This is a genomic window from Shimia sp. W99, from assembly GCF_053851455.3.
In genome coordinates this window covers 2,160,509-2,178,082 of the sequence record NZ_JBSQBU020000001.1, presented here as the reverse complement: position 1 = coordinate 2,178,082, position 17,574 = coordinate 2,160,509, and the positions used below count along the sequence as shown (strand labels likewise).

Annotated in this window: 3 protein-coding genes and 3 pseudogenes (1 of these 6 running past the window's edge); 4 read left to right on the top strand and 2 right to left on the bottom strand. The window is 59.2% G+C overall.

Annotated elements, in window-relative coordinates:
• Positions 1 to 233 precede the first annotated feature (233 nt).
• Together istB and istA are read right to left on the bottom strand one after the other, a co-directional pair.
• Positions 234 to 1,025, bottom strand: coding sequence for an IS21-like element helper ATPase IstB (istB, locus tag ACS3QZ_RS10685; protein ID WP_456037809.1), 792 nt, complete (start codon positions 1,023 to 1,025; stop codon positions 234 to 236).
• The gene (gene istA / locus ACS3QZ_RS10680; RefSeq protein ID WP_456035996.1) at positions 1,015 to 2,544 is read right to left on the bottom strand and encodes an IS21 family transposase; all 1,530 of its coding nucleotides are present in this window, start codon (positions 2,542 to 2,544) and stop codon (positions 1,015 to 1,017) included. The genes istB and istA overlap by 11 nt, the downstream gene beginning before the upstream one ends.
• Positions 2,545 to 2,657: 113 nt before the next feature.
• On the opposite strand from istA, the pseudogene ACS3QZ_RS10675 reads away from it, so the two are divergent.
• The 4 genes and pseudogenes from ACS3QZ_RS10675 to ACS3QZ_RS10660 all read left to right on the top strand — a co-directional run.
• Positions 2,658 to 2,804 (top strand): annotated as a pseudogene (locus tag ACS3QZ_RS10675) (IS3 family transposase); the annotation flags it as partial.
• Between the two features lie 73 nt (positions 2,805 to 2,877).
• Positions 2,878 to 3,168, top strand: a pseudogene (locus ACS3QZ_RS10670) (integrase core domain-containing protein); the annotation flags it as partial.
• 12 nt (positions 3,169 to 3,180) lie between these two features.
• Positions 3,181 to 3,411, top strand: a pseudogene (locus ACS3QZ_RS10665) (IS6 family transposase); the annotation flags it as partial.
• Positions 3,412 to 3,873: 462 nt separating this feature from the next.
• On the top strand, positions 3,874 to 17,574 hold the 5' portion of the coding sequence (locus ACS3QZ_RS10660; protein WP_456037808.1) for an LEPR-XLL domain-containing protein. 24,258 nt of this gene lie beyond the right edge of the window; only the first 13,701 of its 37,959 coding nucleotides appear in the window; the start codon lies at positions 3,874 to 3,876; the stop codon falls past the right edge of the window.

Here is a 17,574-nt window from a genome sequence, read left to right as displayed (position 1 = left end):
TCGAAAGTCTCAAAGGGTCAATTTGGCCGGTGGGGTTTGGTAAGTGGATTCCCTGATAAGGGTTGATTTACAGGGAATTCTGCTGAAACTGACGTTTTTCGCCCGAATCTCAGGGCGTTTGCACAAGCGAAAACAGTGGGTTAGCCTGTCATTTCCCTAGCTGTTGATTTCCGCTGAGAAGTGACCCGGTATTTTCACCGAGAACTGACCCACCTTCGTTTATGTCTCAGCGGTCATGTTGTGGTCAATGCGGGTGTCTCCTTTCTCTTTTTTTTTGCGGCTTCTGAGCTGGCTTTGTAGCGGTAGCTGTCGTTGCCGGTTTCCAGGATGTGGCAGCGGTGTGTGAGCCTGTCGAGAAGCGCTGTGGTCATTTTTGCGTCGCCGAAGACCTGGGCCCACTCTGAGAAGCTGAGGTTGGTGGTGATGACCACACTGGTGCGTTCGTAGAGTTTGCTGAGGAGGTGGAACAACAGCGCGCCGCCGGATGAACTGAACGGCAGATAGCCGAGTTCGTCGAGGATGACCAAGTCGATCTTGGTCAGCATCTCGGCCAGTTTGCCGGCCTTTCCGAGCGCCTTTTCCTGCTCCAGGGAGTTGACGAGTTCCACCGTCGAGTAGAAGCGCACCTTGCATCTGTGATGCTCGATGGCCTGGACGCCGAGAGCTGTGGCGATGTGGCTTTTGCCCGTGCCGGGGCCACCGATCAGGACGACGTTTTCCGCGTTCTCCATGAACTCGCCACGGTGCAACTGCCGAACGCTGGCCTCGTTGATCTCGCTGGACTTGAAGTCAAAGCCTGCGAGGTCCTTGTAGGACGGGAAGCGCGCCACCTTAGTTTGGTAGGCAATGGACCGGACTTCCCGTTCGGCCATTTCCGCCTTGAGAAGTTGGGACAACATTGGCGTTGCCGCTTCGAACGCCGGTGCGCCCTGGGCAACGAGATCGTCAACGGCTTGCGCCATGTCATGCAACTTCAGGCTGCGGAGCATGATCACGACCGAAGCGCCTGCAGGATCATGACGCATGGCGCTTCTCCCCGGCCTGTCTCAGATCATCATAGCGATCGACATTGGCCTTTGGCGCTGTGTCCAGGGCCAGAGCCTCTGGCGGATCGACCTCTGGCAAGTCTGTCTGCTTCTTATCGATTGGCCTGTGAAGCAGGTTCAGGACATGCGTCTTGGTGGGCACGCCTGCTTCCAGCGCGAGTTCTACAGCACACAGAACGGCGTCTTCGTCATGGTGCAGAACCAGGGATAAGATATCGACCATCTCGCGGTCACCGCCCTCCTTGCGCAACATATGATCCTGCAGACGGCGGAAGGCGTCCGGCATCTCGACGAACGGCGCACCATTGCGCAGGGCGCCGGGTTTGCGTTGGATAACAGCAAGATAATGACGCCAATCATAGATCACCCTGCCTGGTTTGTGGTGAGATCGCTCGATGATGCGGTCATGGGCGCAAACGGTATGGCCTTCGGCCACCACAACCAGCCGATCCGGATAGACATGCAGGCTGACGCGGCGGTTCGCAAAGCTGGCCGGGACGCTGTAGCGATTGCGTTCGAAGGTGATCAGGCAGGTGGGCGACACCCGCTTGCTGTGCTCCACAAACCCATCGAAGGCCGGGGGCAGTACCATGAGCGTGGGCTTCTCGGCTTCCCAGACATCGGCGATAGAACCAGGCAAAGCCTTGTGTGGTGTCTCTGCCCATAAGGCGATGCAACGATCCTCAAGCCATTGGTTCAGCTCATTCAGATCGCCGAAGACAGGCATGACCTGCCATAGGCGATTCCGAGCGTCCTGAACGTTCTTCTCCACCTGTCCCTTCTCCCAACCGGCTGCCGGGTTGCAGAACTCAGGCTCAAACACATAGTGGCTGGCCATGGCCTTGAAACGTGCGTTGATATCGCGCTGCTTGCCTTTGCCAACACGATCTACGGCCGTCTTCATGTTGTCGTAGATCCCGCGACCGGGCACGCCGCCGAAGACGCGGAACGCGTGCCAGTGGGCGTCGAATAGCATCTCATGTGTTTGCAGCGGGTAGGCCCGCACCAGGAACGCCCGGCTGTGTGACAACTTGATATGGGCGACCTGCAGCTTGACCCGCTCGCCACCGATATTGGCCCAGTCTTCGCTCCAGTCGAACTGGAATGCCTCGCCGGGTTGAAACACCAAGGGCACAAAGGTTCCGCGCCCGGTCGTTTGTTCCGCTCGATGCCGATCGGCACGCCAAGCTCGGGCAAAGGCCGCCACGCGACCGTACGACCCATCATAGCCAAGCTTGACCAAGTCAGCATGCATTTGCTTCACGGTTCGACGTTCCTTGCGTGGCTTCCGCGTCTGCGCCAGCAACCAGGCCGACAACCGATCCGCATACGGATCCAACTTGCTTGGACGAGATGGCGTCTTGAACTTCGGCTCAACCGCGCCCTCGCGTAGGTACTTTCTGATGGTGTTGCGAGACAGGCCGGTGCGCCTTGAAATCTCGCGGATTGGCATTTTGTCACGCAATGCCCAGCGTCGGATAACACTCAAAAATCCCATGTCGATCACTCCAAATCTCCCCGACCGAATCCGTCAGGGCAACGTGTTCACATGGGTCAATTCTCAGTGGAAACTTAGGGGGCTACCGGGTCACTTCTCAGCGGAAATCAACAAACCACCGCTATCACGAGAGCCTGAACAACGTCACTCCGGCAGACGTCTACTTCGGACGGGACAAAGACATTCTCAGAGAAAGGGAAAAGATCAAGAAACAGACAATCCAGTATCGCCGCTTGCAACATCAAAGGCAGGCTGCATAATCAACCCTACAGATGAGCCAGAGCCTCCTAAGCTCAGACCAGTCTGATGTCCCATTTTATATGACGACGGACACCAGAGTTCATTGCTCAGAAGGCGCGGGACTGGATCACCGCGGTCGGCGCTCAAACAACCGATGCCGAACCAGGTTCACCTTGTAAAAACGGATACTGCGAAAGCTTCAATGCTGGGTTCTGAGACGAGTTTCTGAACGCTGAAATCTGCTATAGCTTGCGAGAGACCCAGATCCTGATCGTGCAATGTCGCATTCACTACAACACCGTCAGGCCGCACAGTTCATTTGGCTATCGCCCGCCTGCACCAGAAAGCATCGTTCCAATGGACCAGAGGCCCACGACGCACTAACAATTAGACCGGACCACCCGATGGGGGCACGCCGTTCGAGCGGAGAATTCACACCTGCCATTTCGGCGTTGGGAGGAGCCAATGCAGCGCTTCCGGCGATTGCGACGTTTACAGGAATTCGCACCCGTCCACGCCTATGTGTTTGAACTCTTCAACTCGGAGCGCGGCCTCTACTCTAGAACCAATGTCAAGCTTAACCGCGCCGCTGCTCTCGCCGGGTGGCGCCAGCTTTGTGGTGAATAAAGGGCAGAAAGCCCGTCCAAGCTGAGATGAATTGGAATCCGTCTGGCAGCACCCTCCAGACCGCGTTAACACTTTGAATTATAACACGCGTCCGGGCGCTAGGATGCGAAAATCGGTACGTTGCTAGGGGATGGTCAGTTGAATTTTTCGTCTTGTTGTTCTAGTCTGGTCGCATTGTGTTTTGAAGATATGCCAATGGCTGCTGTTGGTTTTTTGTCCCATGACGAAGATTAGGGTGGGATAAACATTTTGGCGCAAAGTACGCGCGAATAGTCTGCCGTTGTCATTGTGATCGCAGGGAGATCAACGATGGCCCTTCCATTTGGCCCCGGCGCAGAGCGCCGGGAGAAGCATTATAAATCCGTCTGGGAAAACGCTTTTTCCTGGTTCTCGGCTGACCGAAAAACGTCCTTCCGAAACTCGAGGCGAAGAAAGACAGGCGGTGTTTCAACCGGCTTGAAGATGGAAGCTTTTGAGCCGCGACTGTTGCTTTCTGCTGATCCGGCGCCGTTTCTCGTCGACATGGGCGGGCCTGATGGTAGCGATTTTTCCCTGCGCTACGATTCGTTAACTCAGTCGATTAATTTGTATGACCAGAAGGCGAATTCCCTGCTCGCCCAGCGTCTGGTCAACGAAATCAGCCTCATTCGTGTTGTCGGTACGGCGTTTGACGACAACCTTGAACTTGATTTCAGTGACGGCTTTGTATTCCCCGTGAATGTCGAGTTTGAAGGCGGCGACGGGGCGGACACGGTGACGATTTCCGGGGCGACGCTCAGCACGGTATCCCTGACCGTGACGGGCGAAGGCGAGGGCACCGTCTCGATGAGTGATAGTGAGCGGGTTCTGGACCTGTCTCTGACCGGGACTGAAGCAGTGAACGATCAGAACTCGGCCACGGACAGGCTGTATTCCGATGCCACGAACCTGGGTCAGAATCTTCGAATCCAGGACAATGGCGACAGCAGCGACGGAATTGGCAGTATTACCGGAGCCGGACTGATCGCTTACAACTACGTTGCGCCTGACGGCGTCATTACTGTCGATGCCGGTGAGGGAGATGACCTTATCTCGATTGACGTTATTGACGATCAGCTGATCGGCAAGGTTCTGGTGTCTGGTGGCGCGGGGTCGGATGCCGTGACCGGACCACCTGTGAACTCGACCTGGAACATAACCGGTGCGGATTCCGGTGAAGTTGCGGGCGTGTCTTTCGTTTCGGCCGAAAACCTGATTGGGCAGGCCGACAACGAGGACACGTTTGTTGTGTCCGAAGGGGGGAGTCTGTCCGGCATCATGGACGGCGGCGACGGCGGCTTTGATAGTCTGGTGCTGGATGGCGGTACTTTTGGCTCGGTTGTCTACACCGCCTTTGATGCCCATTCCGGTACCGTCGCGCGGGATGGTGATATTCTGGAATATGCCGGGCTGGAACCGATCACCGATAACCTGTCGGTAACCGACCGGGTAATTGATCTCAGCGGCTCTTCCGATACTGCGACCGTCACACAGTCTGGCAGCACTGTTACGGTGGCCGATACGGCGCCGGCCGAAGCTCCAAATACATTTGAAACAATTAACTTCAATTCCGCAGGACTGAATTCGCTGACGATCCGGTTGGGGCACAGCGAAGATTTTGGCCAGGAAGTTCCCTTCGTCTCTCGTGATGACATTACAATTTCGGGTTCGGTGGACCTGACAGGTGTGGATGTAACGATTGAAGGCCAGGATGGCAAAGACGTCGTAAATATCGATGGGACGCTGACGGTCAACAACTTGACCGTCAATGCCGAGATCATCAATGTTTCCGGCATCATCACCGCCGGTGGAAACGTTGTTCTGAATGCCGATGACGAAGACGATGGTGAAATCATTAACGACGATTCACCGCAATTCCTTAAGGATCTCGGGCTTGGGCTGTTCGTAAGCGTGCCCGAAGCCAAGATTGACATCACCGGGGCGATCAGCGCTGTTGGGGATCTGACAATGACCGCCGATGCGGTGGCCAATGTCAGCGCGACACCGGGCGACCTGTTCGCGGCCGGTGTGGTCGATCTGAGCAATATCTGGATCATTCCCGACGCCGCAATCTCGCTGAGCGGTGCGACCATATCTGCCGTCAATATCACCGGTATTGCCACGGCCAATGTGACCGCTGGCTTCACTGACAATGCCGACGCCAATGATGCGTCCAGCACCACTGACACCGATGCTGCGGTGACCGTGATTGTTGTGCTGGGCGACAGCGCGATGACCGTTGATGGCAGCACCGCCATCACGGCAACCGGGAACGTCGCCCTGGGGGCCGCGTCCACGCTGGATATTGACAGCAAGGCTGATGGTTCGACCGAGGCAGGCGCCAAGGGCGCCACTCTGGCCGTTACCGAGATCAGCATCAGCACGGCGACTTCGGTGGCCGACACGGCAGCGATTTCCGCGACCGGCGGCAATATCAGCTTGACCGCAACAACGACCGCGGATGTTGCCACCGAAGCGATTTCGACCGCGGAAGGGGCGGATCAGGCCGGCAACGGCGCCGCAAGCACCAATGAATCCGAGCGCCGCCTTGCCGACCCCAACCAAGACGGCAGCAACGTCGACCAAGCTGCCAGCGAAGGCGGCAGCGTCAATTTCGCCGGTGCGGTGGTGGTCTCGGACTATCGCCCGACCACGTCCGTCGCAATCACAACATCCGGCAATATTCACGCGGATCAAAGCCTGACGGTCAGTGCTTCAAGCACGGATACGGTCCTTGCCAAGGCTGATGGGTCCACCACGGGCGGATCGGGGACCGGCGTCGGTGTGGCCGTTGCGATCGGGGTCGTCGACCCAACGGTCAGCGTCAGCGTAACCGGCGGTAACCTGGATGCCGATAGCGGCATCACCCTGTCGGCCATAATGGACGCTGACAACACCTTTGCGGTTGAGACAATTTCGGGCGTCGGTGACGGCGGAAAGACGGGTGCAGCAGGCTCGCTGGCGATCCATGTTGCGCTGAGCAACGTAACAGCGACATTGGGCGGCACTGTGGTTCTGAACGGATCCGACCTCTCGATCACGGCGAGTTCCGAGACAAAAACCACGACCTCGGCAACCCCGCATGAAAACGGCGCGACCGGTTCCAGCCTTGGGATAGGTGCGTCTGTAGCCTTGGCAATCGTCGACCACAGTACAGTTGCGAGCATTGCAGATAGCGCCATGATCAGCGGCGGTGATGCGCTGACAATGTCGGCCACCGGCACCCACGCCGTGGAAACGACCGCCAAGGGCGGCGCGTCCGGCGCAGGCACGGTCGCCGTTCCCGTGGCCGCGATTTCGCTGTTGTTCAGCGATACCTCGACCGAAATCGGTACCGGCGCGGGAGCGCTGAGTTTTGCCGGAGATATCGGGCTGAGCGCCACGCATAACAGCGCCGCTACGACGAGCGGTGAAGGTGATGCCGAAGGTGGCAGCACCGCGGTGGGGATTTCCTTTGGCCTTACAGTCGATGAACAGACCTCGACGGTAAAACTGATGCGCGACCTGACTTCGGTCGGGGGGGCCATTGCTTTGACGTCCACTGGCGTCATGCGGTCGAAAACCGACACCAAGGCAGCAGCGTCCGGGTCGCAACAAGACGGAGACCAGACCGGAACGGCTGATAGCCAGGGTCAATCCCAGTCCAACTTTGCCCAATCTCAATCGCAGTCGCGGACCGGCCAGCAGTCGGCCCCGGCCAACCAGACCAACCCAAGCACGTCGAACGGTAGCGGGTCGCTGACCGTTGCCGCGGCCTTTGCGATCAATATTCAGGACGTCGATGTCGAGACGTCGCTGGGGGATGGTATCACGGTGACGGCCGACAAGGCTGTCGAGCTTAAGGCACTGTCGAATGTCGACAGCTGGGCCGATGCGGATGGCAGCGCCTCCAAGGGCACCGGCACGACAATCGGTGCCGCCGCCTCGCTGAACTATGCAAATGTCTCGACGACGTCGACCAGCGGCACCGCAACTCTGGTGGGCGATGGAATTACCCTGGAAGCGGGTAAGACTGATCGCGAGATGGGGCTGTCCGTTCAAAGCGGTCCGACCGTTGATATCAGTGAAGATACGATTTTTGTTGGTGAAGGCCATGAATTGTCGACCGGCGACGCGGTCGTCTATGACAAAGGCACAGGTGGCACGGATATCGGTGGCTTGACCAGCGGTCAGACCTACTACGTGGTTAAAGGCGAAGACGGCCGTATCAAGCTGGCCACAAGCGACGCGAATGCAACCGCAGAGACGCCGACGACGATCGACCTTACTTCCCAGGGGGCAGGGGACGAGCACACCCTGACCAAGGCGGGTGAAGATGCGATCAAATTCGATCCTGATAAGGATATTTTTGCGCTCGACAGCGATGAGAAGGGGAGCCTGCGCACGGGTGATGAGGTTGTCTACTCCAACGGTGGCGGCACAGATTTCGGCGGCTTGACCGATGGGACGACCTACTATGCCATCATTGACGACGACGGAGATCTCAAGCTTGCCGAGAGCCGTGACAAGGCCGCCAAGGGCGAAGCCATCGAAATCACCAGCGCGGGCACCGGTACAGACCACAAGCTGACCGAAACGACCAGCCGCGCCGCAGCGGATTCCACGTCGGGCGCTTCTGCCGGGAGCCTCAGCTTTGCAGGCTCGCTGGCGATCAACGTGGCCGAGATGAACACCCGCGCTGCGCATACCTCGGGTGCCACGGCGACGCTTGTCGACGGGGGCGATGGCGATTTAGATGTCGGCGCGCTGACAATCAAGGCCAGCGCCGACACTTTTGCTGGCGTGAATGCAGGAGCCAAGCAGGAAGCCACCGAAAACACCGGTGTGGGTTTTTCCTTTGGCTTGAACATTGCCGATCACAACACCAATGCAACTTATGAGACTGGTGCGATCCTGAGCGCGGGCGCCGATGACATCAACCTCGTCGCTGACGGCGAATACGGTATGCGCACGGATGTGACCGGTGGCGCAGAGTCGACAGGTGGGACAGGTGTCACGCCGGTGCTTGGCATTTCGGTTGCCCTGAATGATACCGCTGCGACGATGCAGGCCGGCGATGCGCTGAGCATCACGGGCGATCTGTCGCTGAGCGCAACTCACGTTGCAGAGACTGTCACCGCCGTCAAAGGCGATACCAAAGGGTCGAGCGCGGCTGTAGGGATTTCCTTTGGGCTGACCGTAGCCGAGGATGATGTCAGTGCGCAATTGCTGCGTGATATGACAACCGGCGGAGGCGTTACCCTGGTCGCCCAAGGCGCGGCAGCAAGCCGGACCGAGGTCGAGGCTTCGGCAACCGGTGCATCGTCGAACGGCGCCGACAACGAAGGCAGCGACGTCAACAGTAACACGCAAGCACAGGCCAACCGTGCCGACTCTCAGACCACGTCGCGTACACGCAGTAATGCGACACCCGGTTCTTCGCAAAACGGGCAGGGTCAATCGGATGCTTCGAACAATGGACAAAATCTGACTGTCGCCGCTGCGATCAGCTTGAATATCGCCGATCTGGACGTGGTATCGACGATCGACAATGGTGCGACGGTCAATGCGACCGGTGCGGTTGAAGTGACGGCGCGTGGCAATCTGGATGCCACAGCCAAAGCGGACGGCTCTGCCAACAAGGGTAACACGACCATCGGGGCCGCTGTTGCGCTGAACTGGGGAGCGGGCGACATAGATGCCAGCATCGGCGACGCGACCATTACGGCCGGAGGCCTGACTGTTCAGGCGCTGATGTTCGAACGCGGTGACGACAAAACCCACAGTTTCCTTGCGGAATCGACCTCGGGCTCCAGCGGTGGATCGACTGGTGTCGCTGGGTCCTTTGCCCTGAATCTGCCCAGCGTTTCGACCTCGGCCACCTTGTCCGAGAGTGCCTCTGTGACGATCACCGGTGGCAACGATATCGCGGTGAAATCCGCCTCTGATACAGATGTGACGACAAAGGCCGGTGCCACGACCGAGGCGAAGAAAGCGGCCAGTAGCGGTTCTTCCAGCTCATCCGGCAGCACCAGTGGAACGGGCAGCAGTTCGACCAGCTCGGGCAAAACAATCGGTGTCGGTGTTTCGATCGGCATTGCGGTCAGCAACATGGTCACCGAAGCCTCTATCGCGGGCGGTGCGGCGCTTTCGGGGGCCAACAATCTGACGGTTGAAGCCGTTGGCAAACACGCCATGGCCACCGAAGTCGAGGGCGGCGCAGCGTCGCCTGGTGGAACAGCGGTTACTCCGGTGATCGGTATCACCGTGGCACAAAACGATGTTGACGCATCCATGTTGTCGGGCGATGCGCTGACCATTAGCGGCGACCTGACCCTCAAGGCGTCGCTTGACGCCGATACTTCCACGGCTGCCAAAGGCAGCGCGGACGCCACCAACGCGGCGATCGGCGCTTCGCTGGCGCTGACCGTAACCTTTGACAGTGCGACTGCCACACTCGCCCGCTCCATCACGGCTGGCGGCGCAATTCTGGTTTCGGCCAAGTCCATGGCGGCGAGCCGCACAGACGCGCGTGCCTCGGCCAAGGGAGCGCAGCAGGCCAACAATGACGGCACTGCGCAAAACGGAAATAGTGTTCAAAGTCAAACGACTAATCAACATACAGAGGCTAGCAACAGAACTGCCACAACGGGCACCGGAAATAGCTCAACGAACCCCAGTAGCCGCCAGAGTACGAATTCGGGAACGCTGACGGTTGCGGCGGCCATTGGCATCAATATTGCTGATACGGATTCCCGCGCACAAATCACCGGCGAAGATGGCGCGCCGATCTCGGTTGTTGCCCAGGGTGGTGTCGTCACGGTCAAGTCCGAAACCAATGCTGATGCCAATGCGCGTGCAGACGGTCAGGCAACATTCAAAAAGACCAACGGAAGCAACAGCAGCAGTAGCACAACGATTGGCGCGGCTCTTGCTCTGAATATTTCCGATGTCGACAATACGGCTTTGGCAGACGATGTGAGCCTGACCGGTCAGGGTATCAATGTTCAGGCGCTCATGGCCGCGCGCGACAACAAGATCGAAGCTTCTGAACTGGACACCGTCGATGCAGATGCCGACACGATCTTTGTTGGCGAGCCCGAAGTGGCCTTCACCACGGGTGAAGAAATCACCTATAACCACGGCGGAGGAACCGCGATTGACGGGCTGAGCGACGGTGGCACCTACTATGTCATCCTTGCGGACAATGGCAACATCAAGCTGGCGGCATCGGCAGACGACGCCAATGAAGGCAAGGCCATCGACCTCAAAGACCAGGGGGCGGGCAACGCCCATGAACTGGTGCGCACGGCGGCCAGCGCCGATACCGTTACCTTTGATCCGGACGAAAACCGCTACGAGATTTCCTTTGACAATCCTGGTGGTCTGCAAACCGGTGAGGCGGTCGTGTATGACACCGATGGCACCGCGATTACCGGCCTTACCGATGGCACGACCTATTACGCCATTGTCGAGGCCGATGGGCGGCTCAAACTGGCCGAGGATCGGGAAAAAGCCCTTAAGGGCGAAGCGATTAACCTGACCGGTACCGGTTCAGGCGAACACAAACTGACGGAAGCGGCGCACAGCACCGGTGCGACCGCCATTTCTGGCGCATCCGGCGGAAAGACCAGCGTTGCCGGGTCGGTCGGGTTGAATTTTGCCTTTGGCGATACCAGCGCCAGCTATGGCGAAACCGCAGCTCTGACCGTGACTGGAAACGGCGCCAGCAGCGTCACCGCAGAGAACAGTTCCCACAGCCTCGTGCGCGCATTGCCCGCAACCCTGACCTCAGGAACGTCGACGGGCGTTGGCTTGTCCTTTGCCTTCGGGCTTTCGGACTATAACACTGCGGCGACGGTCGCCAGCGGCGCGACGCTGGCCGATTTCGGCGATTTGATCGTTACTGCGACCGGAACTCATGTGGAATTGGCCAAGGTCCAATCGGGTGCCAAGACCACGGCTCAGGATGGCACTTCGGTGGGTGGCTCCCTGGCTCTAATGGTGTCGTTGAACAATACCGATGCAGCGATTCCGGGTGGCGGTTCCGCGATGTCGGTCGATGGTGATCTGACCGTCAAGGCGACTAGTTCGCTTGTGCTTAATACCGAATCCGATGCCGACACCAAAGGTGGCGAAACCGGTGTCGGGATCGCTCTTGCCATGGTTTGGGCTGAAGACGACACCTCCGCTCTTCTGGCGCGGGATGTGTCGACATCGGGCAATACTGCTGACAACGTCACTGTTGAAGCAGGCGGCACGATTTCCTCCAAAGTTGTTGCAACGGGCAGCTCTGAAGGGGCCAAGAAACAGTCCAATGGCGGCCAGACGGCGAACCAGCAAGGGACGAGCGGAACGTCATATGCCAGCGGTCAATCCCAATCGACGCTGCAAAACCCGCAGGCTGGAACCCAGGTCGCGGGGGGCAACAACCAAGCGGCGGGTCAAACTGCCAATCCGGGCGGTCAAGGCGGTACAGGACAGCAGTCCTCGACCCAAACCAGCGGGGGGTCGGTCCGCGTGGCCGGTGCGCTTGGTATTGCAGTTGTGCGCCCATCCGTCAGCGCAGAGATCGCGGATGGCGTGACGATCCGGTCGACCGGCGACATAGTGGTCAAGGCCGAGTCGCAGGCCGATAGCGAGATCGAGGCTATCGGCATTGCGATGAATCTGACCGATGGCAAGACAGGCGTTGCGGCGGCGGTTGCCTTTAACTGGGCCGATTTGGATACCACCGCGCGCGTTGGCAACAATGCCGATATTACGACCGGTTCGCTCAGCGTCTCGGCTGGCACGCCCTCTGGTGAGCAAAGCGACTTCAAGACGCTGGCGCTTTCGGGTGCGGGCGTCAATCAGAAGTCGTCCAGTAACCAGGGTAATTCAAGCCAGGATACGACGGGTGGCCTGGCGATTGCCGGTGCGGCCGGCGTCAATGTGGTTACGGCCAACTCCAGCGCGACGATCGGTGACGATGCCTCGGTGAATGCCGGGGCAGGCTCGGTCAGCGTGGATGCAAACGATGTGTTCGGCCTTCAGAACATTGCGGGTGGCGGGTCGATCCTTGCAGGAAGCAGCGGTACCAGTGTGGGCGCTGCAATCGCGGTCAATGTACTGACCAGCGACACGCTGGCGACTATCGGTACGGACAGCACGGTCATCGCAACTGGTGATATCGGCGTTTCGGCCAATTTCGAAGTCAAGCCGCTGGAAATCGTGGCACCGCTGCTGAATGAAACGGGCGTGGAAGTGACGGCGCTGGCTGCAGGCGCGGCCATCGGTTCGGGTGGCGGCCAGAACGGTTCCGGAGGGGCGGGATCCGGCCCGAACAGCGGGTCGGGCAGCTCCGGAGCCGATGCGGGTGCCGGCTCTGCCATCGTCAACGTCTTCACCAACACGACCAAGGCCGAGATCGGCGGTGCAAGCACCATAGATGCCAGTGGCGACGTGAATGTTCTGGCGACGTCGAAACTGACCATCTTGGACTTTGCCGGCACGCTGGCGGTTTCCACTGATGCTGCAGGTGTCGGGGTTGGTCTGGATGTCACCGTTCACACCGGCACGACAGAAGCGATCATCGCAGGATCCGATGATGACACCGATCCGACGGTGGTAACCGCTGGTGGCAACATTACGGTCGATGCGGATGCAGAAGAGCGTATTTTCCAGCTGACTGCGAATATCGGTGCGGGTGACAGTACCTCGGGCGCTGGCGCGTTGAATGTTCTTGTCAATATCACCTCGGCCAAGGCGCTTGTGAACGGCGGTCTGCATGACCCCGAGTCTGCAGAGCCTGCCCCGGCGGCGACTCATGCGACTCTTAGCGCAACCGGGTCGATTGAAGTTGCTGCGGATTCCAAGACCGACCTGGAAACCTATGCAGGGACGCTGGGCGTGTCGCTCAGCGGGTCTTCGGTTGGTATTTCGGTTGGCGTCATAGTTGATCTGGATGACACACATGCCGTGATCGGCGAGGGCACCGATGTCACCGCGCTTGGCAATGGTGACGCGATTGAAGTGCGTGATGGCATTTTTGACGCAGACGGCAATCAAGGCTCGGAATCCGTCCGCGGTTTGGCGGTCACAGCCACCAGCTTTGACGATATTTACCAGCTTGCAATCGCAGCATCCGCTTCGCTGGGACAGGATTCAAGCGGCAATTCCGGTTCAGGTTCTGGCGGTAGCCAGGGCAGCACCGGCGGCGGCAATTCGGTCGGCATCGCGGGTGCCGTGACGGTCGCGGTCGTCAACGGCGAGACCAAGGCGGTTCTCGCCAATGACGTGGATGTAAATGCCGACAACTCCGGTGCGCATGCCAATCAGGAAATCCTGGTGCGCGCCTCGGATGAAACCAATATGGATCAAGACTTAGGCGGTCTTTCGTTTACCTTGGGAAGTGGCACCGGCATCACCGGTTCGGTGGCCGTAACCGTGGTGGAAAGCGAAACCTGGGCGCGGGCCCTTGGCGCCAACACCCTGGTGGCCGGTTCCGGCGGCGTGGTGTTCAGCGCCAAGGGTAAGACGGATATTTCGACACTCGTGATTGCTGTCGCGGGTGTGGTGGATTCCGGCAGCTCCAGCAACAACAACAATTCCTCGTCGCTCAGCTTTGCGTTTGCCGGGGCCGTGAACGTCAACGTCGTGACATCCGAGGTGCGCGCCGAAATCGACGCGGGCGGCAATATCTCGACGACCGGCGATCTTAATGTGTCTGCAGAAGACAATTCTCTGATTGACGCGGACGCGGGTGGTGCTTCGGTTGCAATTACCGCCGCAGACGGTTCGAGCGCAGGCAGCGTGGGTGCGTCGGTTGTGGTCAACGATGTGACCCAGACGATCAAGGCAACCGTGACTGACACCCCGATCAACGCGGCTAACGTGTCGGTTACGGCGCTGAACAATTCCACTGTGAAAGCCTTTGGGATCGCCGGGTCTGTTGCCGCTGCGTCCGATGGCAGTGCATTTGCCTTGGTTGGGGCTGTGGTGGGCAACTACATGCTGGTCACCACCGAAGCCAGCATCCGAAATCCAGGCAGTCAGAAAAACCTGACCGCGGCGGGGAATGTAACTGTCTCCGCAACCGATCAAAGCACCATCGTTGCTGATGCCGGCGCCGGTGCGCTTGCGGTCTCCGATGGTAACGGCGCGCTGGCGTCGATCGCAGCAGGTGCGGCCGCCGCTGAAAACCGGCTGACGCGCAGCACGACTGCCGAACTGGAAAATGTGCGCATATCCAGTGATGGGGCTGTGGCCCCGATCGCAGGGGATGTAAGCGTTTCGGCGACGGCAACGGGTTCGATTGATACCTTTACACTTGCGATTTCGGGGTCCTATTCGTCAGGTGCGACGGTCAACATCGGCGCAGCCGGGTCGGGGTCGGGCAACTACATCACCTCGCATACACTTGCCAGTATCGATCCAAGCCTTGTTTACGCGGCGGGCAATCTGTCCCTCAGTGCCACCGACAGCGCCAATATCAAGGCCGAAGCCGGCGCGGGTGGTATCACGATTACGACCGGCAGCGGGTCAACGGGCGTTGGCGTTGGGCTCGGAATTGCCGCGGCGGTCAACGAAATCACCAGCTCCGCCCAGGCCATTCTGGATGACACGACCGTTGCCGTCGGCGGAACTGTAGATATCACTGCCAACAGCACCGGCCATATCGATGCGCTGGCCTTTGGTATTGCGGCCTCGGTCTCGACGTCCAGCAGTACGACCGAGGTGACACTTGACGGTGGCGTCGCTGTGACCGTCAACGACGTCAACATGACAACCCGCGCAGCGATCCAGGACAGCATTACCGCCACCGAGAATACCGTCACGGCCGGTGGCGAGATCACGCTGTCGGCAACGGAAAGCGGCCGGATCAACGCCGATGGCGTCTCGGTTGCCGCCACCGTAGATGTGGGAAGTTCCAGCGGTACCGATATTGGCGGCACCATTGCCGTTGCCTATGCCGACAACGACATCACGAGCACCACGGAAGCGGTGATTGCAAATGTCGACACAACGAGCACCAGTGCTGGCGTCACCCTGACGGCCTCATCGACCAAGGATATTGACGCCACCATCGTTGCGGCCTCGGCCAGTTTCTCGGGAGGCTCCAACGGCGGCACGAGCGTTTCACTGACAGGTGCCGGCGCATTTGCCACCAACGATACGACAAATTCGGTCCTCGCGCGGATTGATGCTGCGGATGTGGTTGCGGATGGCGCGGTCAGCCTGACCGCGACGGACGGGACACAAATTGATGCCGACGTTGTCGCTGCGACGGTTTCCACCGAGATCGGCAGCAGCTCCAGCGGTGGCTCGTTGGCTGTTTCAATTACTTACGCCACCAACACGATCAACAACACCACCCGCGCGGTTGTGGAGAATGGCGGCACCGTCGACACGAATGGCGATTTCAGCACGTCGGCCAGTTCGACGGGCAATATTTCTGCCGTTGGTGTGGCGGCGTCCCTGTCTGTTTCGGTCGGCGGGACCGGCAGCATCGGTCTGTCAGGTACAGGTGCCGGGGCACGTGTTTCGAACGCTATTACCAACACCATAGAAGCCGGTGTGATTGGCGGTTCAGACGCAGATGCGGAAGGCTCGGCCACCGTCATGGCAACGGATTCCGCGACCGTTCTCGCAGATGTCGCGACGGCCGCCGTAACGGTCGATGTCGGTGGCGGCGGGACAGTGGATGTCACATTGACGGCGGCACTGTCTTTCGGTGCGAACACCATCAACAATGTGGTTCAGGCCCATGTGGTCAACTCCGGTCTCAAGTCCGGTGCCGGCGGCATCATGATTTCCGCGGCTTCGACCAAGACTATCGAAGCGCTAGGGCTTGCCATCGCGGCGTCTGTCGTCGCGGGTAACGGGACATTCACGATTACCGGTTCCTTTGGATATGCGGAACTGACGAATACCATCGGTGGGTCGGTCGAGGCTAAGATCACCGGGGCGAATGACGATGCAATTGATCCGCAGAGGATCGTGCAATCGGATGGCGCAGTTACGATTTCCGCCAACAATTCCAGCACGATCAACGCGACGCTCTTGGCGTTTGCGGCGTCGATCTCGGCCGGGTCGGGGACGGTCAACCTGTCCTTCTCGGGGGCAGTCGCGCGTGCTGCAAACACGGTCACCAGCGACGTCGATGCCGAGATCAACAACTCGATCGTGAGCGCAGGCGGGCGCATCGACATTGATGCCACGGCGGGCAACGATATCGATGCCGTGACCGTGGCTGTGTCGGTCAGTATCACCGCCGGTGGGCAGGCCGCAATTGCGGCTTCGGCTGCAGTAGCAACCGCCGAAAACGATATTGGCGGTACGGTAGACGCGATCATTTCCGGCGGCAGTACGGTTACTGCATCCGGTGATGTCGAGATGACCCTGACTGACAGCAACCAGATTTACTCTGACGTTGCCGCAGGGGCCGTGTCGGTTGCCGTATCGAATGGTATCGCAGCGGCGAGCCTGGCGGTTTCGGTCACCATCGCGCACAACACCATCTCGAGCGTCAGCCGGACCGGAGTTTATGATTCAAAAGTAACGGCGAACGGTGCGCTCAGCGATGTCATCGCCATGGCTACTGCCACTAATACGATCGAGTCGCTGTCGCTTGCCGCTGCAATCTCGGTTTCGGCCTCAAGCGGCGCTCTGGCACTGGGCGGAGCGGGGGCGGGAGCAGAGTCGCGCAACACCGCAACCAACGAGATGCTGGCCGAGATTTCCAATGGCGAGGTGACCGCTGGAAATGGTGTTTCGGTCACTCTGACAGATACGTCGACGATTACGTCGACCAACGTTGCCGCGGCGATTTCGGTTGCCGCTTCAAGCGGTGCAGGTATTTCGGCCGCCATCGGTGTAAGCATTGCCGAAAACACGCTTGGCGGCACGTATCGTGCGACGATTTCCAACAGTTCCGACATTGACGCTCATACGGCAGGCGTGACCGTTTCGGCAATCTCGGACAACACGATCAGCGCCACCGGTGTGGCCGTCGGATTCTCGGTTGGTGCCGGATCCACAGCTTCGGTTGCCGCCTCGGGCACTGGTGTCGAGGGTCGCAACAGTTTGACCAACGTCTTGGAAGCGTCGATCCGCGACAGCGAAGTTGACGCGGATGGTGCTATTGATGTCATCGCAACAGACACCTCTTCGGTTACGGCGACA

Excerpts from the sequence above, each read along its gene's own strand:
- istB (WP_456037809.1), bottom strand. The coding sequence starts at position 1,025 with ATGCGTCATGATCCTGCAGGCGCTTCGGTCGTGATCATGCTCCGCAGC.
- istA (WP_456035996.1), bottom strand. The coding sequence starts at position 2,544 with ATGGGATTTTTGAGTGTTATCCGACGCTGGGCATTGCGTGACAAAATG.